The 21,206-nt window shown below is 53.6% G+C and carries 12 protein-coding genes and 1 pseudogene; 9 read left to right on the top strand and 4 right to left on the bottom strand.

Translation table 11 applies throughout. The annotated features are described in order from the left end of the window. The first annotated feature begins 347 nt into the window (after nucleotides 1–347). Nucleotides 348–1,748 carry a sigma-54 interaction domain-containing protein gene (locus O5O45_RS14355; RefSeq protein WP_305905895.1) on the top strand — a complete coding sequence of 467 codons (1,401 nt, stop codon included), beginning with the start codon at nucleotides 348–350 and terminating at the stop codon, nucleotides 1,746–1,748. A gap of 3 nt (nucleotides 1,749–1,751) precedes the next feature. On the opposite strand, the gene O5O45_RS14360 is transcribed toward O5O45_RS14355, so the two are convergent. Then, nucleotides 1,752–2,726: a hypothetical protein gene (locus O5O45_RS14360; protein WP_305905896.1), complete on the bottom strand. Its 975-nt coding sequence runs from the start codon at nucleotides 2,724–2,726 to the stop codon at nucleotides 1,752–1,754. A 337-nt stretch (nucleotides 2,727–3,063) separates the two neighbouring features. Between O5O45_RS14360 and O5O45_RS14365 the strand changes: the two genes are divergently transcribed. The 7 genes and pseudogenes from O5O45_RS14365 (at nucleotide 3,064) to O5O45_RS14390 (ending at nucleotide 14,684) form a co-directional block, all read left to right on the top strand. Beyond that, on the top strand, nucleotides 3,064–3,516 hold the full coding sequence (locus tag O5O45_RS14365) for a response regulator (RefSeq protein WP_305905897.1): 453 nt from the start codon (nucleotides 3,064–3,066) through the stop codon (nucleotides 3,514–3,516). Further along, entirely contained in the window at nucleotides 3,513–5,237 is a 1,725-nt protein-coding gene (locus O5O45_RS14370; protein ID WP_305905898.1) for a GGDEF domain-containing response regulator, read from the top strand. The genes O5O45_RS14365 and O5O45_RS14370 overlap by 4 nt, the downstream gene beginning before the upstream one ends. A gap of 44 nt (nucleotides 5,238–5,281) precedes the next feature. Beyond that, nucleotides 5,282–7,321 carry a sensor histidine kinase gene (locus O5O45_RS14375; RefSeq protein ID WP_305905899.1) on the top strand — a complete coding sequence of 680 codons (2,040 nt, stop codon included), beginning with the start codon at nucleotides 5,282–5,284 and terminating at the stop codon, nucleotides 7,319–7,321. Between the two features lie 158 nt (nucleotides 7,322–7,479). Continuing rightward, nucleotides 7,480–9,102: a CocE/NonD family hydrolase gene (locus O5O45_RS14380; protein WP_305905900.1), complete on the top strand. Its 1,623-nt coding sequence runs from the start codon at nucleotides 7,480–7,482 to the stop codon at nucleotides 9,100–9,102. 218 nt (nucleotides 9,103–9,320) lie between these two features. After that, nucleotides 9,321–9,662 (top strand): annotated as a pseudogene (locus O5O45_RS31990) (Ig-like domain-containing protein); the annotation flags it as partial. A 297-nt stretch (nucleotides 9,663–9,959) separates the two neighbouring features. Continuing rightward, nucleotides 9,960–11,894 carry an autotransporter outer membrane beta-barrel domain-containing protein gene (locus O5O45_RS14385; protein WP_305905901.1) on the top strand — a complete coding sequence of 645 codons (1,935 nt, stop codon included), beginning with the start codon at nucleotides 9,960–9,962 and terminating at the stop codon, nucleotides 11,892–11,894. A gap of 165 nt (nucleotides 11,895–12,059) precedes the next feature. Next, complete coding sequence (locus tag O5O45_RS14390; RefSeq protein ID WP_305905902.1) at nucleotides 12,060–14,684, top strand: CHASE domain-containing protein; 2,625 nt, start codon at nucleotides 12,060–12,062, stop codon at nucleotides 14,682–14,684. Between the two features lies 1 nt (nucleotide 14,685). On the opposite strand, the gene O5O45_RS14395 is transcribed toward O5O45_RS14390, so the two are convergent. The 3 genes from O5O45_RS14395 to O5O45_RS14405 form a co-directional block, all read right to left on the bottom strand. Next, nucleotides 14,686–16,185, bottom strand: a complete 1,500-nt coding sequence (locus O5O45_RS14395; RefSeq protein WP_305905903.1) for a serine/threonine protein kinase — start codon at nucleotides 16,183–16,185, stop codon at nucleotides 14,686–14,688. A 288-nt stretch (nucleotides 16,186–16,473) separates the two neighbouring features. Further along, nucleotides 16,474–18,363, bottom strand: a complete 1,890-nt coding sequence (locus O5O45_RS14400) for a caspase family protein (protein ID WP_305905904.1) — start codon at nucleotides 18,361–18,363, stop codon at nucleotides 16,474–16,476. 227 nt (nucleotides 18,364–18,590) lie between these two features. Next, nucleotides 18,591–19,382 carry a hypothetical protein gene (locus O5O45_RS14405; RefSeq protein ID WP_305905905.1) on the bottom strand — a complete coding sequence of 264 codons (792 nt, stop codon included), beginning with the start codon at nucleotides 19,380–19,382 and terminating at the stop codon, nucleotides 18,591–18,593. 509 nt (nucleotides 19,383–19,891) lie between these two features. On the opposite strand from O5O45_RS14405, the gene tssA reads away from it, so the two are divergent. Beyond that, nucleotides 19,892–21,160 (top strand): type VI secretion system protein TssA, encoded by a 1,269-nt coding sequence (gene tssA / locus O5O45_RS14410; RefSeq protein WP_305905906.1) that lies wholly within the window; start codon nucleotides 19,892–19,894, stop codon nucleotides 21,158–21,160. Nucleotides 21,161–21,206 lie beyond the last annotated feature (46 nt).

Raw genomic sequence — 21,206 nt, forward strand, 5'->3', positions numbered from 1 at the left:
CCAATTTGGAAAAGTTTTTATTCAAACCAACCATCAATTCTCCGGTCATCATGGTTCACTGACAGGCAGGTGAGCTCCCATTTGCTTATGGATATTTTGTAGCTGCTCAGTAGATCAACCGTCGCGCGTCGAATTGCTACTATTCCCGCGTCCTTATTGATAAATACCTCTTTTTTGCAGCGAAATATCTTTTTCTTGATCTCCCTGCAAAGTCGGATTTTCGAACTATACTAAAACTCCCTAGCAGCGCTTCAGGTTAGCGGCGCACTCATTTATAGACGCGTTTACTCAGTGCAGTCATCGGCGGGCGCGTCTCGAACGATAACAAGACCGCCTGGAGCAGGCATATGGAAACCTTAGACTGCATCGCCTTCAGCTCTTCATCACAGCATCATTCTGAGTTCAGCCGGATTCTGCCTGAGCTGGGTTACCGTCCTCAGTTTGTGTCCGGTGACGTCTGGCTGAATCAACCTCAGCCTTGCTCCAACGCTATTACCCTGTTTTTACTGGGGGCCCCATATCCCAAAGACGCCATCCTCGCCGCCCTGACGCCGGAACAGCGCGGCAGAAGTCTGTGTGTGTATAGCTCCGACGCAGGCGAGTGGGACGCGGATTTCATGCAATGCTTCGATGAGTTCGTACGCTGGCCCTGTCATAAGGCGGAGCTGGCCTTGCGACTGGAGCGATTACGTCATCGGGAAGGTGGTGAAACCGAAACGTACGACTCCCATCAGCAGGCCACTTTATGGGAGCAGTTCGATGCGTTGAATATGATCGGTCGCTCCGCCTCGTTTACCGCCACGTTGCGCCTGATCGCCCGGATCGCGGGCTGCGACGCGCCGGTTCTGATCGAAGGCGAGACTGGCACCGGTAAGGAGATGGCGGCGCGGGCGATTCATTATCTGGGAGAGCGCAGACCGTTTCCGTTTATTCCTATTAATTGCGGCGCATTGCCAGAACAGCTACTGGAAAATGAGTTATTCGGACACGCCAAAGGCGCTTTCACCGATGCTAAAAGCGCACAGCCAGGATTAATCGAATTAGCCAACCGGGGAACCCTTTTTCTCGACGAAATAGACAGCCTTTCCGCCAAAGCCCAAGTCGCCCTGCTCCGTTTTCTACAAACCCGTGAATATCGCCCCCTTGGCTGCGCGGGATATCGCACCGCGGATATTCGCGTTATCGCGGCCACCAACGCCAATTTGGCGCAGCAAGTGACGCTGGGAGAGTTCCGCGAAGATCTGTTCTTTCGCCTGCATATCCTGACCCTGACCATGCCGCCCCTGCGGGGTCGTGAAGAGGACATCGAGCTGCTATCCCGATATATGCTGCAACGTTTCAGTCAGCAATACCGCCGTCCTGAAAAACAGCTCAGCCTGACGACCTTGCATGCGCTGAAGACCTACGCCTGGCCAGGAAATGTGAGAGAGCTGGAGAATCTGCTGCAACGGGAGTACCTGCTCAGCGACAATGCGGAGCTGCAGTTTTCTCTGCCCTCGTCCACCCGCATTGCTGCGCCTGAGTTTGAAATCAGCTTCGAAGCACAATCCTTTAATGACGCCAAAAGCGCCGTCGTTCGCCGCTTTGAGAGCGACTATCTGAACTGGTTGATGGAGACCACCCGTGGAAACATCAGCGAAGCGGCGCGCCGGTCAGGTAAAGAACGGCGCGCCTTGGGGAAAATGATCAAAAAACATGGCATCGATAAAACCCGCTTCAGGGCCTCCTCAGCAAAAGACAGGGCTTGAAGTTTACTTTCTCCTCCTGTCGCGCTTCTTCTTCCTCAGGTCTTTCCAACCCACGCTCCAAGGCGTGTTCAACCATTCAAAGAACCGCCCCATCACACCTGAAGGGCGTTTGGGCGGAGATTCCGGCTGAGCAGGCTCATTGGCGTTCGGCTTCTCGTTGTTTTGTGACGACGGGGCCGTCGCTTCGCGAGTTTTAATAAGTTGTTCTTTTTCTTGCGCAAGCTCCTTCTCTTCCGCGCTCTTCATCACCGCGCCCGGTCGCGGTGTTTCCAGCTCAATCTCTTCGATTGGCGTTGGCAAATCCGCCAGACTTTTACCCGCTTGAATATGCTCCAGATTTTCCATCAGGGCGTTGTCCACCGCTTCCAGCACCTGTCTCTGCATTGTCGTACAGGTGGGGTTGCTCAGCATGATTCCAATGTCCTCATGCATGCCGACTATCTCCTCTTCCGCTCGTTTTCGGCAGCTTTTCTCCTGCTCGCAAACCCGGCTCAAACGCCGCTTGATGTCCTCTACAGGAAGGCTGATTTTCAGTGGGGCGATTTTAACGCCACGCCTTTCCAACAATACCCGCATGGCGATGGAGGTGCGCGCATAGCGGCTGAAATCACCCACCACCAGATTGATTTCTTCAAATTTTTCGTCAATTTCCTCCTCGGCGTCGACCAGCTGCAAGGCCATTTCCGTGACTCGCCCCAGATTGCTCTGTACGTGGTCGTCCAGGTTACCGAGACGGACTTTCACCTCGGAGTCAGGCAAGTTACGGACTTTACGCCCTAGTGATTCGAATGATTTGAGCGCGGAGGTGGATAACGTCATCTTCTTCGCGCCCAACTGCAACACCGCCTGGAAGCTCTGTCGCAGCTTTTCCAGGGAAGACGTCGCTCTTACCAAGCGCAATAACGCGGACCGCTTTTTCTCCAACACAGAAATCTGCTTGGTGATAGAAGCGGAGCCGGAGGTCGTGGATTCAGTCACACAGTGTCCCGGATTTCAGTTTTTATGGTTGGTCCTACGTGCGGCGTAGCGGTTGCGCTGGACATAGGCATCGCCGCTTGGAAATGTTCAACGCTTTCATTTTCCGACAATTATCAGTTTAGACTACTGCCAAAATGACGCGAGGCCAGCCGCGAAGACCACTGGCGCGGGCGCGGCGACGGGATACACAACTCGCTGTCGGAGCAGTTTTATAAATATGTAATAAAAATGAACTGCTTGCACTTACGCCAAACAGCAACTATTTGTCTATAGTTATACGATGAGTAGCGGCGCTCTCAACTAGTATGGACATTCTATTTTTCTCAAGGCGGGAGTCATGACAGGAAACCAGTCCACCCGGCTTATTCTGGTGGTCGAAGACAGCATGGATGATTATGCCGCCATGCAACGCGCCTTCACCAAAGCGGGCCTGATCAACCCCATCGTCCACTGTCAATTGGGCGAGGAAGCGCTGGACTACCTGTTTGCGCGCAATCAATTCAAAGATAGAGGCGAATTGCCGGCGCTAATCCTGTTGGATCTGAACCTTCCCGGCATTGACGGGTTTGAAGTGCTGAAGCAGGTCAAAAGCGACCCCGAGTTGCGCCGTATTCCCGTAATCGTACTCACCACATCCAGCGATGAAAGGGATATCGCCCGCTGTTACCTCTCTGGAGCGAACACCTACGTCTGCAAACCGGTCGATCTTTCCGGCTTGATTCGAGCGGTTGGCGAGCTCAAGCAGTATTGGTTTGAAATAGCAGTTCTTCCACGCAGTAATGAGGCATGAATGGAATGCGCGGCGACACATCCCTGTTGATCATCGAAGACTCTGCCGACGACCGCTACCTATACCGAAGACTACTAGCCAAGTATCAAGAGCCTTTTTCCAGCATTGAGGAAGTGGAAAGTGCGGAAGAAGCACTGGAAATCCTACAGCACCATCGACCAATATGCTGCCTCCTCGACTATCAACTCCCAGGTATGGACGGCTTGACGTTCCTGCGTAAGCTTAAGAAGTTATGGATCGACGACATGATCCCGGTGGTGGTGCTGACCGGGCAGGGAGACGAGTCCATTGCGGTCCAATTGATGCGCAATGGCGCTCATGACTACCTGGTCAAAGGCGACCTGACAGCAGAATCCTTACATCGCGCCATCGGCAACGCCGTGCGCACCTGCAGCCTGCAGCACCAATTGAATTACATGGCGCATTTCGACGCGCTGACCGGACTTCTTAACCGCGCGTTGTTTCTTGATCGCCTGCAGCTGGCGATCAAGAAAGCCGAGCGCAATAGCTATGAATGCAGCTTGTTCTATTTGGATCTGGACCATTTCAAGCCCGTCAACGATTCCCTGGGGCACGACGCCGGCGACGCTTTATTACAGGCTGTGGCCAGCCGCATCAAATCCGTGGTGCGGGAAACAGATAGCGTAGCCCGCATCGGCGGAGACGAATTCGTTGTACTGCTGGAGGATGTCGACGTCAACATTACTCGCAGCGTTGCAGAAAAGCTGCTGGAGGAAGTCAATCGCCCTACTCATATATCAGAACATGAAGTGGCGGTTAGTTCCTCCATCGGCATCGCCCGCTACCCCGCCACCGCCAGAACAGCGCAAGAACTGCTCAAGCACGCGGATCTGGCGCTCTACGCCGCCAAGGGGCGCGGACGCTCTACATACCATGAGTTTTCCCAGTCGCAAAAGGAAATCTGGCAACGTAAACAGGCATTGGAAGCGGCGTTGCCCAGAGCGGTTGAGAAAGGGGAACTGCAACCTTATTTCCAGCCTATCGTTGATATCCCCGGGGAGAATCTGCGCGGGTTTGAACTACTCAGCCGCTGGCCAAAGCCGGATTATCCCAACATCCAGGCGATGGAGCTGATCCAGATGGTGGAAAGCCTGGGCTTAATGGAACCGTTCAATGAATGGCTGATCGACGAAGTCTGCCGCAAGGCGGTGCTATGGACAAAGGAGTTCCCGGAAATTTCGCTTTCTATCAATATGCCGGCCAATCAGTTCCATAACAGCTATTTGGTGGATATGTTTCGCAGCAAGTTGAGTCGCTACCCTATTGACCCTTCAGTCATCGAGTTGGAAATCACTGAAACCACGCTGATGCGACAACCCGACGCCAGCATCCGTCTGCTGAATAATCTACACGAATTAGGCCTGCGTATCGCCGTAGATGACTTTGGCACCGGCTACAGCTCCCTGGCGTACCTCACCCGCCTGCCCATCGATATTCTGAAAATCGATAAGTGTTTCTTTTTGGAAGCGCAACACGATGAACGCAACAAGAAAGTCATTGAAACCGTCGTCGCCCTGGGACACCACCTGGGACTGAAAGTCACTGCGGAAGGGATTGAGAGCGACAAGCAATGGAATGACGCCAGGAAATCACGCTGCGACCTGGCGCAAGGCTATTTGTTCGGTAAGCCAACGCCCTGCGACAGCCAGTCTTTAAAAGAATTCATGGAGCACTTCCCGCGTATTCAGCGAAAGGTCTGACATCCTCCTGAATACGCCTTTCAGCGTTTATGGAGCAAACCGCAATGTCAATTATCGACCGGCTTCTCTCCGGCGACTACATGCCTCATGGCCACTGCCTGCTCTGGCAATATGATCTGCTGATCATGCATGTCGGGTCGGACCTGATCATCGCCGTCTCCTATTTCAGCATTCCCCTGGCTCTGCTGTTTTTCATTTACCGCAAGCGGCAATTCGAACTGAATTGGACCCTCGCCCTGTTCGCCTGTTTCATCCTGTTTTGCGGGATGACTCACATCATGGGAATCGTCAATGTCTGGAACGGTTACTACTATGCGGAGGGCGCCATCAAGGTCGCTACGGCGCTGGTATCTGCAATCACCGCTATCGCCATTTGGCCCCTGTTGCCGAGAATGACCCAACTTCCTTCATTCAATGAATGGCGTGAACTCACGGATAGTTTGCAGAACAAACTGGCCTTGAGCAGTTTGCGCAGTGACGAGCTCACTCAAGTGAAAGCCTATCTGGAGGAGCAAGTAGCGCAGCGTACGGAGGAATTACAAAACCTCAACCGCCGCCTGGAGCGAGAGAATATTGAGCGTCGGCTGGCGGAAGAACGCGCCAACACGATTAGCAATGCTGTCGGCTATGGTCTGGTGGTGGTCAACAATGACGGCCTGATCCAATCCTTCAATTCCGTCCTGACCGAAATGCTGGGGTACTCCAAAGATGAGCTTAAGCAACAACCGATAGAACTGTTATTGCCGGAAAGCATCCGCCATCAACACCAGATTCAGCGCAACGCCTATCTGAAGCGCCCGGAAACACGCAAGATGGGAGTGGGACGTGATTTGTGGGCGCGACATAAAAATGGCGGCCAGATACCCGTGGAAGTCGGTTTGACCGCCGTGCATGAGCACGACAGTCATACCATTATCGCCACAGTGATAGACATCACCGAACGCAAGCGCATGCAGGAGCAAATAGAACAGGCGCACCAGAAATACATCCGCGAAACCAACGAAATCCAAAAAGCGCTGAAAGAGAGCGAAGCAAAATTCCGCACCATCGCAGAAACCCTGCCCGGCGTGGTCTGGATGTCCGCCCCCGGTTTGGACCGCATCTACTTCATCAACCGCCGCTACGAGGAAATCTGGGGGCGCAGCTGCCAGTCTTTGTATGAAAACCCCAGAGGCTTCATCGACGCTATCGTGCCGGAAGACCGCGACCGTATCCTTAAGGGTTTGGAACGGCACAAGCAGGGCGAATGGTCCCATAGCTACCGCATCATCGACGCCTGGGGCTCCCTGCGCTATATCGAAGACAAAGGTCACGGTGTGATGGACGACGATGGACGACTCATTTGCCTGATCGGCATGGCGGCGGACGTTACCGAGCAGATAAAGCATAAAGAGGCGTTACTGCGCTCCAATCAGGAATTGGATGATTTCGCCTATATCGCCTCCCATGACCTGAAAGAGCCGCTGCGCGGCATCAGCAACTATGCCTCATTCCTGATCGAAGATTACCAGGACCGTCTGGATGACAGCGGCCGCCAGATGCTGCAGAGCCTGGTGCGCCTGACCAGTCGCATGGAGCGTTTGATCACTGAGCTGCTGCATTATTCGCGTCTGGGCAGAACCGATCTGTCCATAGAAAGCTGTAATCTCAACACTGTGGTGACCGAGGTGATCGAGACGCTGGAGCCGCGTCTGAATGAATTAGGGGTTACCTGCCGCATCGCCAACAAGCTGCCGGAAATAAAATGCGACCGCGTCAGAGTGGCGGAAGTATTCCGCAACCTTATTACCAACGCCATGAAATATAACGATAAAGACGAAAAATGGGTCACGGTGGGCAGCTTCGAGGAAAACGCCCAGCACATCTTTTACGTCAAGGACAACGGCATTGGCATCAGCTCCAATTTATATGAAAAGATTTTCAAGATATTCAAACGCCTTCACCCCCAGGACAAATATGGCGGTACCGGCGTCGGCCTGACCATTGTGAAAAAAATCGTAGAGCGGCATGGCGGTCGAATCTGGCTGGACTCCTCCAGCGGCGAAGGCACCACGTTCTACTTCACTCTGGATAGTCAGAGCTAGCCTTAACGCAGTTCACAAAAACGCGCGCTCTCACCCGTTCGGGTGAAATGTACGACGTTTATTTATGGAATACTTTGTCAGATCCTCCCCGTTGAAGGAGTGCGTTAGCGCGGAAGGATCACTCACAAAACAAAAATAACATGACAAGGATACTCCCCATGAACGTCACGTTTCGATCCGTTCTGTTATGGACTCTGTTAACGCTCGGCTGGTCCAGCCTCGCCAGCGCCAATATCTGCGTCAATTTCGACCTGCCTGATCACGCCGATTATAGCTTTAACGACGACATCAAGGTCACCGCCCACGACGGCCTTTCTCTCGACGCTAACTTGTTCATCCCCAATACGCCGCCTCCGGCGAACGGCTACCCTACGGTGATATTCATCAACAGCTGGGTGTTGGACGAACATGAATACTTCCTGCAGGCGGCCAAATACGCGCAAAGAGGTTATCAGGCTCTAAGCTACAGCTCACGAGGCTGGGGCTGCTCCGAGGGAATGGTGGATGTGGCCGGCCCCAACGACATGGCGGACCTGTCAGCCATGGTGGATTGGCTGTTGGCCAACACACAGGCCGATCCCAACGCTATTGGCGTCACCGGCATTTCTTACGGCTCAGGCATCAGCCTGCTGGGGCTCGCTCACGAGCCGCGCATCAAAACCGCCGTCGCCATGAGCACCTGGGGTGATTTAGTGGAGTCATTGTATGCGCAGCAAACGCCACGTTTGTTCTGGGGCTTTTTCCTGGTATCCAGTGGCCTGATCACCGCCAATATGGACCCGGTTATCGCGCAGAATTACCGCAATCTGGTGGAACATAAAAATATCCCGGAAACCATGGCCTGGGGCTACGAGCGCTCCCCCTCCCGCGTCGTGGATCAGATCAACGCCCGCCAGGCGCCGGTGTATCTGGCCAACAGCTTTGGCGACAACCTGTTCCAGCCTAACAATCTGCTGCGCTTCTTCGAACAGCTCAGCGGCCCCAAACGTCTGGATCTGAACCAGGGCACGCACGCTTCCGCAGAAGGACTTGGCTTGCTTGGCATTCCCAACTACACCTGGGACAACGCACGAGACTGGTTTGACTATTGGCTGAAGGGCGAAGATACCGGCATCATGGCGCGCCCTCCCCTAACGATGCTGACCGATCTCAAACACAAGCGGGAAGAATATGCCGCGTGGCCCATCCCTGGCGCGCAAACACGCACGTTGTATATGCACCCCCGGGGACTGCTCAGCAACGGCGGCTTGTCAGAAGCCCAGTATGATTCCTGGCTGAGTCGGACCAACACGATCTATTCCGGACTAGATTCAGGCGCTAACACCGGCATTCCCCTTCTGTCAGCGCTGCTGGATGGGCTGGGCCTGCCTGTTTACGCCTCCCTGCCGCTGATCAATCGCGTTCACGGCATCGTCTATCAAAGCGGCGCGCTATCGCAAACCCTGAAAATCCGTGGGGCGGCGAAAATACATCTGAATATCGAGCCCAGCTACCACAAGGTGCAGCTGAATGCCTATCTGTATGACGTCGATGCGTTAGGCATTGGCAAACTGATCACCCATGCGCCGGCCACGTTGCATGATGCCACGCCCTGGCAAGATCAGAGTCTGGACATGGAATTGACGGCGGCGGCTTACGATGTGCCCGCTGGGCATCGCATCGCTATCGCGTTCGACACTTTCGACATTCTTTACGGCCCGCCCACGCTAACGCCTTACGCTGTCAGCTTTCGGCATAGTAACGCCGCGCAATCCTATCTGGAACTACCTGAAGCGCCCTGAGGCCGCTAACGCCTATCGCGAACGCATCCGGCTCCTATGGGGCCGGATGCGCAAAAACATCCGCAAATTTCCTACACGATTTCATAGGCCTCGCCTACACTTTCCTAATTAAAAACAAATCTGGCCCGCCAGCGGTAGCTGCTGAAGTCTTGGTCACGGCCGCGATCCGATCGCATTGACAGCTGTAACAACCTCAAGAAAAAGGCAAGGTACGCAACATGACGCTCAGACTCCGATCACTCCTCTGCTCCACGCTTTTTTTGCTACTTAACTGCATCGCTTCACTCTCCCTCGCCGCCACTGCAGTAAGTGATACGTATATCATCGATTCAAACAAGGGACAGGAAAAACTCATTGTTACCTACAATGACGTCATTGAAATCAGCACAAGAGAAGCTATCGAAGCCGCTAAAATTACTAGCGTTTCCGCGCTAAGTGACAGTTCAGCTGGCGTAGTAGCTATTGACGGAGATGATAACCTTTCCGTTAATTTCAACCCCACTTTAGGATACTCAGGCGATGTAACGTTTACTTACATCCTGCAGGATATCCGTGGCACAAGTAGCACTATGGTCACGTTACACATCAAAAGCGAGACAAGTAGCGTAGAAGCGGTGGATGATGATTACCTGGCAGGGAAAGAGCCCATAACAATCTTCCCCTTGGAAAATGATGTCAAACCCAGCGGAAACCCTACTAGTTTTACAATAGACTCTCCCACAATAGGAAATCTTACTCAGCTTAGCGGCATAAGTGGGCTATACAAATACACACCGCCCAGCGATTTAACTGAAGAGACAACTATAAGTCTGTCCTACACTATCGCTTATGAAGGATTTGCAGAAAGCAGAGCTAATGTGTCAATTAAAATAAATCCTGATTCAGAGCCTTTAGCTGCAGGCGCCAAAGATGAGGAGCAAAAGCAGCTTGCAGGAGTGTTGCAAGCCGCCTGTGACGCCAACTCCGCCGGCATTGTCAGAGAGACGGACCCCACCTTCCAGGCCACCTGTAACGCCCTCGCCGCACTAAGCGATTCAGAACGGTCAGATGCGCTTGAACAGATTCTGCTGCGCCAGATCGGCGCTCAAGCCGGCGCAATGAAGGAGGCTGCTGCGTCACAGGTAAAAAGCTTGGGCGACCGTCTCAGCAATCTACGCAACGGATCAACCGGTTTGAGCCTGGTAGGGCTGCGGACTGAAGTACAAGGCCAGAATTTCAGCGTCGGCAAGTTATTGGGCGTCACAGGGACCGGCGGGGCCGCTGGGGATGACGAGACTATGTTCGCCGACAATCGCCTGGGCGTGTTTTTAAGCGGCTCTTTGATTTTCGGCGACGCGGACGCCAACGGCGATCAGCGCGCTTATGAATATGACGCGCAACAACTGCTCGCCGGGGTCGACTACCGCTTCACCAACAAATTGATTCTCGGTATTTCCGCCGGATACACCACAACCGACAGCGAAGAAAACAACTCCGTCACCAAGCTGGAGACCGATACCTGGAACCTTGCCTTCTACGGCAACTACTATCCCCGGGACAACTGGTATTTTGACTGGATCGCCGGCTACGGCGGCGTCTCTATTGACTCCACCCGGGCCGTCAATTTTCCTGGCGTCACTTCGACGTCTAAAGGCGATACCGATGGAGATCAATGGAACGCAGCCATGGGAACCGGCATCAATTATCAGGTTCAGCAATGGCAGGTCGACGCCTTCCTCAATATCGAGTATCGCACTGTCAATGTGGACGCTTATAGCGAAAGCAACGACGCAGGCTTGGGCTTGGATGTGATGGAATACTCTACGGATCTCATGACCGGCACCCTTGGCGCACGGGTCAGTCAAGCGTTGAGTTATGAGTTCGGCGTGCTGATTCCACAACTGGAGTTGGCGTTCGTCAACGAGTTGAAAAACGATCCGACCGAAATTGAAGCGCAATTATCCATATTCCCAGAAGCGGGTTCGTTCAAGCTACAAACCGAGGAAGCGGATAAAACTTACATGAATGCCGGTCTATCACTCACCGGCGTGTTCAAAAGCGGCACTTCCGCCTATGTTCGCTACGGAACCGACTTAGCCCGCGACAATCTCTCCACCGATGTCTGGCAGGCAGGCGTGCGCATGGAGTTAGGCGGTCCACAAGCGGAAAGCGGCGTGTTCCACACTCTTGAAGGACAATCCATCGCCCCGGGCATTATGTTAGGCACCTTGGGCGCAGGCATCAGCGTCACTATTCCACTACACGACCTGAGCTGGAATATGCGCGGCATGGTCAACGGCTTCTCACATTCCGTTGATCGCTCTCTGGACGACGTGGACTACGATATTGATATTGATCTGGAATCGTACGGCCTCATCATGGATTGGCATCCCTTCGAAGGCGGTTTCCGCGTCAGCGGCGGTTTATTTTCCAACCGCAATGAATTTACTGGCTCCGCCACCCCAACAGAGGACGTAGAACTGGGCGATTACACTTTCACACCAGAGCAGGTTGGCACCCTACATGCAAAAATCGATTATGATCACTCCATCTCCCCTTACTTCGGTATTGGATGGGGCAATGCTGTTAGGCCAAATAAAGGCTGGGGATTCAACGCCGATCTGGGCGTGATGTTCACTGACACCGCTCAAGCGCACCTGTCAGCGGACAGCCCCGCCGCAGACGCGAATCCAGCCCTCAAGGCGCAGCTAGAAACAGCTCTGGCGGAAGAAGAAGACAATATCAATAACGACGATCTGGATGGCGTCAAATATTGGCCGGTCATCGCAGTTGGCGTTTCGTATCAATTCTAGTCTGCGCCAGACCCCACACCGGCGACGCGCCCGCCTGCGCGCCGCCGCGTCAATGGGCAGGAGGCGGGCTCCTCCTTGACAAGTTCAGCCCCGCCAACTGAACTTTCCATAAGCATCAATGATCATTCGGCCGTCTCGGCGGCGGCCAGTAACGCATTACAAAGGATGGCGAACATCAGACCTCAATCCGGCAACGCATTTTGGGCCTCCGTCGCCCCTCTGTTCAGACGCCGCCTACTTGCCGCCTGGGGTGTGTTGATCGCCAGTTTGGCCATGGTGGTTCTGGCCGCCAGCGTTATCCGCAACCAAGAACAACTCAGCGCCGAGCGACAGTTTCAACTTTATGTCGATGAGGTCTCCTCTCTGATCACGCAGCGCATGCGCGATCACGAGCAGATTCTGCTGGGCGGCGGCGCGCTGTTCAAAGCCAGCAACGAGGTAAAACGCGACGAGTGGCGCATATATATCGAAAGCCTCAACCTGAACAAAAACTATCCCGGCATTCTCGGGGTCGGCTATTCCGTCGTCATCCCCAGGCACGAACTCGCCAAGCATATAGCAACCGTCAGAGCGGAAGGATTTCCCAACTATGTCGTCAAACCTGAAGGCGATCGGGAAATTTACTCCGCTATTATTTACTTAGAGCCTTTTCTGGGACGCAACCTGGCCGCATTCGGTTACGACATGATGTCCGAGGAAACCCGCGCCGCCGCCATGCGGCAAGCTGCGGCGTCAGCGGAGACCGCCCTGTCCGGCAAGGTCACGTTAGTGCAGGAGACCCATGGAAAAGTGCAATCCGGCTTTCTCATGTACGTGCCCATTTACGCCAAAGGCGTAATCCCGGAAACAGAACAGGCGCGCTGGCGCGCCCTGCAAGGCTTCGTATACAGCCCCTATCGTATCGACGACCTCATGGCCGGCATCCTTGGCCCGCGTCGACTACAGATATCATTTCGCATCTACGACAACAACACCATCAGTGACGAAACACTGATGTTCGAAACTGAAGAAAACGACTTCCACACTGGTCTGCAAGAAATTAAAGGAACGCATTCTCCCCGCTATTCCGCCACACGCACTCTGACTTTTTATCAACATGACTGGACGGTGGTGTTTGAAAACACGCCTGCGTTCGAAGCCGACGCTATCACCCACCTGGATAAATTAGTGGTGGGACTCGGCGGCGTGGTCAGTCTATTGCTGACGCTACTGGTCTGGTTCCTGTCATTTCGGCGGGAGCAGGCCTTGGAGCTGGCCAAGCGAATGACGCAAACCATTCGCGACAACGAAACCCGCCTGCGTCAGAGCGAAGAGCGCTACCAGTTGGCGGTGCGTGGGTCCAATGATGGGATCTGGGACTGGAACCTGGAAACCGGCCACATGTATTACGCGCCACGCTTTCAGGCCCTGCTCGGTTATGAGGAAGGCAGCTTCAGCAACACCTTTACTGAGTTTGAGCAGAAAATTCATCCCCAAGACAAAAACCCGGTCCTGCAGGCCATCAAGGCGCACCTCGAGACCGAGTCGCCCTACGACATTATGCATCGGCTGCTGACCCGCTCTGGCGAATGGCGCTGGTTCCGTTCTCGGGGCGCCGCCATTCGCAACAATGAGAATGTCGCCATCAGAATGGCCGGCTCGATCTCCGATATCCACCAGCAAAAAATGGCGGAAGCGGAGGCGGAAGAGCATGCGCAACATACCCAGGCAATTCTCAACAACATCAACGACGGCATCATCACCGTTGATGAAATTGGCTTTATCGCTTCCTTCAATCGGGCGGCGGAGCGCATTTTCCACTACAACGCGGACTCCGTCATCGGCTACAACCTTAAACGATTATTCGCCAACTATTCCGACGATGACGCTTCAGAAACCATGTCGGACTATCTTTCCGCCTCCATACGCAGCGACGCCAGCGGCGAGGAGCATGAAATTGAAGGCGTACGCCAGAACGGCGAGCGTTTTCCCGTGGGGATATCTGTGTCGGAAGTACACCGCAGATCAGAGCGTTTATTTATAGTGGTGGTGCGGGACATTACCGAGCGCAAACGCATCGATCGCATGAAAAATGAGTTTATTTCCACAGTCAGCCATGAACTGCGCACCCCACTGACCTCCATCACTGGGGCGCTCAGTCTATTGTTGAATGGCGCTGTGGGCCAGCCATCGGAAGAACTCTCCCGCTTTCTGCAAATCGCCTATAAAAACAGCCAGCGACTCGCCCTGCTGATTAATGACCTATTGGATATGGAAAAGATCACCGCGGGAGGCGTGAAGTACAGCTTTTCCGTCGAACCCATTATGCCATTGGTGGAGCAATCCATTGATACTAACCGGGTATATGGCCAACAGCATGAGGTAGAGTACCGGATCACCCATCGTGAAGACGGGTGTCTCGTAAATGCTGACCCATTGAGGTTCCAACAAATACTGGCCAACTTTCTCTCCAACGCCGCCAAATTCTCCCCCCAAGGCTCCACCGTGGACATATCTGTGCAACGCCGGGAGAACTATGTGCGCATCTCCGTCACAGACCGCGGCCCAGGTATTCCACCAGAGTTTTATACGCGTATATTCAAGAAGTTTTCCCAGGCGGATTCATCCGATCGCCGCCAGAAGGGCGGCACCGGGTTGGGCTTATTCATCTCCAGAGAACTGGCCAAAGGCATGCATGGACATATTGATTTCGAGTCTGAAGTAGGCAAAGGCGCGACCTTTTATGTAGAACTCCCCGTGGCGTCAGGCTCGCTCCAGGATGCAATCGCATCAGAACCGGAAGAGGCCTGATCTACTTTTTCAGCTGCGCCGCCAGTTTCGACAATTGCTCGGAACTGGGGAACAACTGGCTGCCCGTAGTAGCTTCCGCCTGCGCCATTTGCAGTTCGCCTTGATCCCGCAACTCGTCTATGCGAGACACCAAATCGTGCTCCAGAGTCTTCAGCCCTTCTTGCGCCACTTGGTTAGTGGGATCAATTTCGAGCACAATCTTGTACGCGTCATAGGCGCTGGAGCCGGAAGGCGTCACCAACCTTCCCTGTAATCGATGGACTTTGGCGACTTTGAGCAGCCGGTCAATTTTGGCGGAGACTTCCGGATTCAGACTCTGCACCTCGGCGCTGGCAGGGCGCACAGGGTTGTCAGCGCCTGCAGTTGACGCATTTTGAGATGTCGAGCCGTTTTGGTCGCCATCAGGAGTCGACGCGTTACCGCTATTTCCATTGTTATCAGCATGCGCCTGAACGCCATTGCCGGACTGGTTGGGAGTCGTTGCCGTCCCATTAACAGTACGCGGCGTCAACTTGGTAGTCTCGACGGGAGGGGTTACTCCGTTCTGTCCCACGGAAGGCATCAAAACGTACAATAGCCCTGCCGCCGCCACCGCCAGCAAACCGCCAGCGCCCGCAAACATGGGGCCCTTTATGTTGCTGCTTTTCTTACCTTCAGCCGCCTGCAGCAACGCCTGAATAAACTCTTCCGCAGACTGGTAACGTTTCTCTGGACTCTTCTCCAGGGCTTTTACGACAACCGCGTCATAATGCTTGGATAAAGTCGGTATCAACATTGAGGGCAGTTCGGGTCTGGCGTGCAAAATCTTCTGCATGATCGCCGTCGGCGAGTTGGCGTTAAAGCAATGCTCATTGGTCAACAGCTGATAAAAAATAATGCCTGCTGCGAACAAGTCCGAACGCGCGTCTACTGGCAACCCCTGGCACTGCTCAGGAGACATGTACCTGGGAGAACCGATGATGGTTCCCACCCGGGTCAGCTCGGATGATTCCAGCTTAGCGACGCCAAAGTCAGCGATTTTCGCTACACCATTCTTGGTGATGAAAATGTTGGCGGGCTTCAAGTCCCGGTGAATGATTCCATGCTCATGGATATGTCCAAGTCCTGAAAGCACATCCGTCATGATTTTCAGAGTCTTGTCGATGGGAAAGCGCTGACCGTCATCGAGCGAGCTTTTCAGCTCATAACCCTCTACATACTCCATGACGAAAAATGGCGCGCCATCCTGATCGCCAGCGTCAAATACATTAATCACATTAGGGTGGGATATCTTGCCCGCCGCTCGCATCTCGTTACGAAAACGTTCGCGAAATTCACCGGTCACATCTGCGCCCAACAACTCCGGCAGCAAGACCTTGACGGCGACGATGCGTTCAAAGTCAGGGTCAAAACACTGATACACCACTCCCATGGCGCCGCGCCCCAATTCGCGCTGCACCTTGTACTTGCCGAAATACTGAGAGTCCATTGAGGCGGGATCGAAAATTTGCGTATCAGACATCGTTCAATTACTGTCCAGCGCTATCAATTAATTCAAAGGGTTAAGTCCGCTTATCCAAGCACTTCGCCTGCTCGCGCAAACGGTATATGGGAAGCGCTATTAATATAACTATAGCGTCAAAACCCGAAGAGCTTAGAGTAAACCGGGAAATCGTCAGTGGAAAAATAATAACGTCTTACTGTCAGTTTCATCCAGCAAATTAATGCTCTACGAAAAAAGTGACGCTTGTGACGGGTCAGGGAAATAAAAAGGGGCGGAAGAAATCCGCCCCGGAGAGAATTAGGCCAATTAGATGGATTTCGCTTTTACGAAGAAGAACTCACCTGCTTCATGGCCTGCGTATTTGATCGCGCCATAATCTGGAATCTGATCAATGCCGAATTGCTGTGAGCGCTTACGCACATCGCCAAGCACAGAGATAAACAAGCGGTTGCCGTCCATCAAGCCGTTATTGCTGTTCAGCGCTTCGATAAACGCCCGCGCAAACACGGAGTGATCGCCGCCGCCGCTATCCAATACCGGACGCACGCCTCCCGATGTCAGCACCGTGCGAGCTTTGATGTCGACCATCAACTCCAGCCACTCTTTTTGCAGCTCGTTTTCCGCCACTGCGCTCTGGCGCGCCACCGACGCAGTGGACAAAGTGCCCGCGTAACAAGAGTCCGCCACCACCATCACATGCTTGGCCTTGAAAGTATTCAACTGGTCGGAAATCGATACATTGGACAACCAGTTCGCCGTATTGCCCGGCTCCGCATCCACCGGCAACCAGTAGCCGCGATCATTCTGCGCGTCCAACTCGCCATGACCTGCATAATAGATCAGCAGGTTGTCATGTTCAGTCAACTTTTCGCGCATTTCGTTCAGCGCGGACAGCAACTCATAGCGCGTAGCGTTGAGCAGCAGTTTAGTGTTGAAGCCGTATTGCTTACTCAACATTTCTGCAATGGTGCGGGCGTCTTTTTCTGGCGTTTCCAGATCCGTGTAGTAAGCATAATCGCGATTGCCGATCACCAGCGCGTAATAGCGGCCAAAGCTGATGCCATCGAATTTGGGCGACTGCGAGCTGGCGTCAAATTCAATTTTCTGAGTACGGGACTGATTCGCCGCCTGATCAAGGAACATGGAGAACCCAAAGCCGACGCGCTGGTCCACTTTATCGGTTGCGTTCATGGCGACGTCTGTTTTACGCCCCTGCACCGGCACCTTGATGAAGAATAAGTTGAATTCATCCACATCGACTCTCTTGCCGTTCACCGTGAACGACTTCAAACCTGCAGGAGACTCCACTTTACCGATAATTTCCTTCTCACTCACCGCGTTGCGCAGCAGGACCGTGGGGCCACTGCGAGTCAACGAAATGGGGGGATCCAGGATTTGGATAGAAGGTGGAGCTAAAGCAGGGTCCAAGCTAGCGACTTCAAGCGTCGCTGGTTTAGCGGCCTGATTAGCTTTGTCACGCTGCTGCTGGGCCAACTGTTCCGCCCTCGCCTTTTCAGCAGCGCGACGTCTCTCTTCTTCGGTTTGCGCCTTGTATTGCTCCAGTTTGTTTACTTCGCCTTGTAGATTGGACAGTTCTTTCTGCAGGGCTTCATTCGCAACAATGGTGGATGCATATTGCAGATTATCGCTGTCCAGGCCTGAGGCGCGACGATACCAGTTCAACGCCATAACTGGGTCTTTATTAACCCCAAGCCCTTTCTCATAGAGGTTGCCAAGGTTGATCTGAGCTCGTGTGAAATTCTGGTCCGCGGCGCGACGATACCAAATCGCCGCCACTTCATAGTCCGGCGCCAGGCCCAGACCTTTTTCATATATCTCGCCGACGTATGTCTGCGCCTCGGCATCACCAGACTTGGCCTGTTCAAGCCATACTTTCAAGGCAGTGGAGTAATCGGCTCTATCAAAAGCAGTGAATTCGCCCCCTCGGATAGCGCAGTCGGAGGCAGTCGTCTTGATCGGACGACGGGCGGTCAAAAAGCGGGCGTTGGCCCCTAACTGGCGAATCTGTCCTGGCAGCAAACAATCCACCACCATCAATTTGTCCGCCTCCGTTCCCTGATCGCCGGCCTTATCCACCGGCTGACTGCTGCACGCAGCCAAGGCGCCCGCCGCGACCATGGCAGGCAGGCCCCATCGGGTACGCTTTTTCAATGACCTGTGCTGTTTACTGCTCATACCTTGTCTGCGTGTCATAATTCATCTCACTTTTATCTACGCTGCTATACTGCCCCGGCGTCATCACAAACAACAACGCCTCCTGCTTATCCGAACAGGCAACAGATAAAGCGACGTTCTCGCCCAAAACCCTGAACGCCGAAGCCCGGCCTTCGCTCGTGACAAAAAATAATTTTTTACAAATAAAGTATTGATCGCATCCAGCGCCCGCGCAACGCGATTATTGTTTATCTTTGTCGGCTTATAGTTGCTTTTAGCTGCGAAATAGCGTCATTAATCTGTGGCCAATAAAGCCGCCAATCGCCATGATTCGTGGCAGGCCCCAGCTGAAAAGTCGCTTGCTGCCGCGCCGCTTCCCTTTCTATCCATCCCGGTTTCACGACTTCATCTCCACTGGCGGCCCAATGCCATTGCCTGACATCACGACTAAGAGGCGGCAAAGCAGCCGGGTCGAGTGATCCCGCCAACTTGGAAAAGTCGTGCCCTGACGTCCACGCCGTGACGTTTAAGTTCCCAGACAGCGTCATCACCGCGGCAGCATTACTCATCCGCGCCGCCAGCAGCATCGCCAGCGTCCCGCCGCCGCTATGCCCGAGCAATAGTAATCGGCGATCGCCCGCCTTCATTCGCAGAACCCGCGCCATCGCCGTCACAATTTCTTCACTGTAACGACCGTGTGTATACCAATAAGCGAAGCAAGGCTGTGTTTCCGGCGGGCCTTCCCTATCCCAGGGGGTAGGCGGAACGCGACTTGATTTAGCGCCGAAATAACAAGGTCTCCCCAAATACAATGCTTCACCCGGCCATTGTCGATACCAGTCAAACATCAGGGGATCTGGAGATGTTGGATCGGAGGAGATGCGCCAAGGACGACTCCAGGGCAGGCCGTCTCCCTCAATCACGACAATCAAGGGCGCTTGCGAGTCGAGCGCATCGAGCATACTGTGCGCATCCATCGCCGTTCCATTCTTGTACGCCAGCCACATATTAAAGTCGTCAGCACTGACATAATCCGCCACTCCCTCCTCCACCTCCGGCGGAGTGGAGAGCCCTACGCACCCAGTAACAAAAATACACAATGACGCCATTAGTAAGATAATGAATTTACCGCGTTTTTCTCCCTTGTTCCGACAATATGGAGTTCGCCGAGCCAAACTATAAACACCTGCTTTTTGCAAATTATTTCAACCTTTAATAAACGTATTTTCGTTCAAAAAGGAGATCTAAAAATTGGATCCGCCAAATGCACGACGCACAAATAAACCATTCGCCCTAATCCCCAAAGGGAGCTTTTAAAACAAAGGGCTAGCGCCAAAAAAGTAAGGGGCGAGCTAGCCTGAAAGCGAATACTTTAGTATATTAACCGGCCTTCCCGGAACCCTGGACAAGGGTTGTGAGAAGCCCCCTGCCAGCCGTGAGAAACAAGACACACGACCGGCCGATGTCTTAAACAACATTGATTTCAGGGAAAAATCGGACATACTCCTCTATTTCCGAGCGCCGAACGATTTTATGGAGTAAATACATTATGGCGTCTGACAATATTATTGAGTTAGAGCCTTTCTTCTCGCCAATCAGTGACGAGAATCCATCCGGAACCGACCTAAGAGACGAAAACGACAGCGACTTCAGCGCCGCCAAGGCCGCGCGTCGCAAAGTCGTATCTCTGGCCAAGGCTGCGCGCTTTGACGCCAACGGTGAACTGGAGCTGGTTGAACAATGGCGGGAAATCCGTCGTCTCGCCCCGACTATTCTTAAACGCAAAAGCAAAGACCTTGAGGTCGCCGCCTGGTTTACCGAGGCGTTACTGAAACTGGAAGGCTTCACCGGTCTTCGTGATGGCCTTCAGATCATTAAAGGCCTGGTCGAAAACTTTTGGGACACTGTCTACCCGCTTCCTGACGAGGACGGTGTGGAAACCCGCATTTATCCGCTGATATCGCTTAATGGCGAGGACGGTACAGGCACACTGGTCCTACCAATCAAAAATACGCCATTGACTGACGACACGGAAAACGTGTTGACCCTGACTTCTTACGGCCGCCTTCAGGACGCCCTGAACATCGAAGATCCTGAAGAGCGTATTCGCCGCTTTGAGGAGTTGAGTCTTAGCGAGGATATCGTTAACCAGCAACTCCTCACCGTGAGTCCCGACAAAGCGCAGAATATTTATGAAGATATTCAGGAAGCGCTGGCGTTATGGCAGGAGATCGGCGAACTGGTCGACGCCAAATGCTCAGAAAGCGGCAGCAAAGCCAGCCTTCCCACCAGCGGCGTCAAAAATGCGCTACAGGAAGTCGAAGAGCTATATAAGCGCCTTATGAAAAACAAGCTGCTTTCCGATGATGAAGTAGCGCCTGTGCAAAGCGATGGCGGCCAAGCGGGCGGAAGCACTGGCGGAGGCGGCGCTCAGCAGATGAGAGGCGGCGTTGCGCACGGCCCCTTCAGAAGCCGCGAAGACGCCATCAATCACCTGTTGGTGATCGCAGAGTATTTCCGCAAAACAGAACCGCATTCGCCCCTCTGCGGAGCCATTGAACGGGTCGCTAACTGGGGTAGAATGTCTATTCAAGAGTTGCTCATGGAGCTGATACCTGACGAAGAAGCGCGCGCACGCTATGCTTTAATGACGGGTATTCAAATTGGCGAAGACGCAGCTCCAATCGGCCAGTTATCGCAAACGGCGAGAGCGGTCACCATTCCTGAGCCGAAGGCGAAAGCCGAAGGCGCATCCGAACCTGCGCAAAGCTCCGGTGAAAACTGGGATAGCGGCGGAGGCGGCGACAGTAGTTGGTGACAAATCAACATATTAAAGGGTTAAAATTTTTTTTGACGCTTAACCG

The sequence above is a fragment of the Hahella sp. HNIBRBA332 genome, from assembly GCF_030719035.1.
GTDB lineage: Bacteria > Pseudomonadota > Gammaproteobacteria > Pseudomonadales > Oleiphilaceae > Hahella.

What these genes read in the sequence shown, in the direction of transcription:
- O5O45_RS14355 (WP_305905895.1), top strand. Translation starts at nt 348, where the DNA reads ATGGAAACCTTAGACTGCATCGCCTTCAGCTCTTCATCACAGCATCAT.
- O5O45_RS14365 (WP_305905897.1), top strand. Translation starts at nt 3,064, where the DNA reads ATGACAGGAAACCAGTCCACCCGGCTTATTCTGGTGGTCGAAGACAGC.
- O5O45_RS14370 (WP_305905898.1), top strand. Translation starts at nt 3,513, where the DNA reads ATGAATGGAATGCGCGGCGACACATCCCTGTTGATCATCGAAGACTCT.
- O5O45_RS14375 (WP_305905899.1), top strand. Translation starts at nt 5,282, where the DNA reads ATGTCAATTATCGACCGGCTTCTCTCCGGCGACTACATGCCTCATGGC.
- O5O45_RS14380 (WP_305905900.1), top strand. Translation starts at nt 7,480, where the DNA reads ATGAACGTCACGTTTCGATCCGTTCTGTTATGGACTCTGTTAACGCTC.
- O5O45_RS14390 (WP_305905902.1), top strand. Translation starts at nt 12,060, where the DNA reads ATGGCGAACATCAGACCTCAATCCGGCAACGCATTTTGGGCCTCCGTC.
- O5O45_RS14395 (WP_305905903.1), bottom strand. Translation starts at nt 16,185, where the DNA reads ATGTCTGATACGCAAATTTTCGATCCCGCCTCAATGGACTCTCAGTAT.
- O5O45_RS14400 (WP_305905904.1), bottom strand. Translation starts at nt 18,363, where the DNA reads ATGAGCAGTAAACAGCACAGGTCATTGAAAAAGCGTACCCGATGGGGC.
- tssA (WP_305905906.1), top strand. Translation starts at nt 19,892, where the DNA reads ATGGCGTCTGACAATATTATTGAGTTAGAGCCTTTCTTCTCGCCAATC.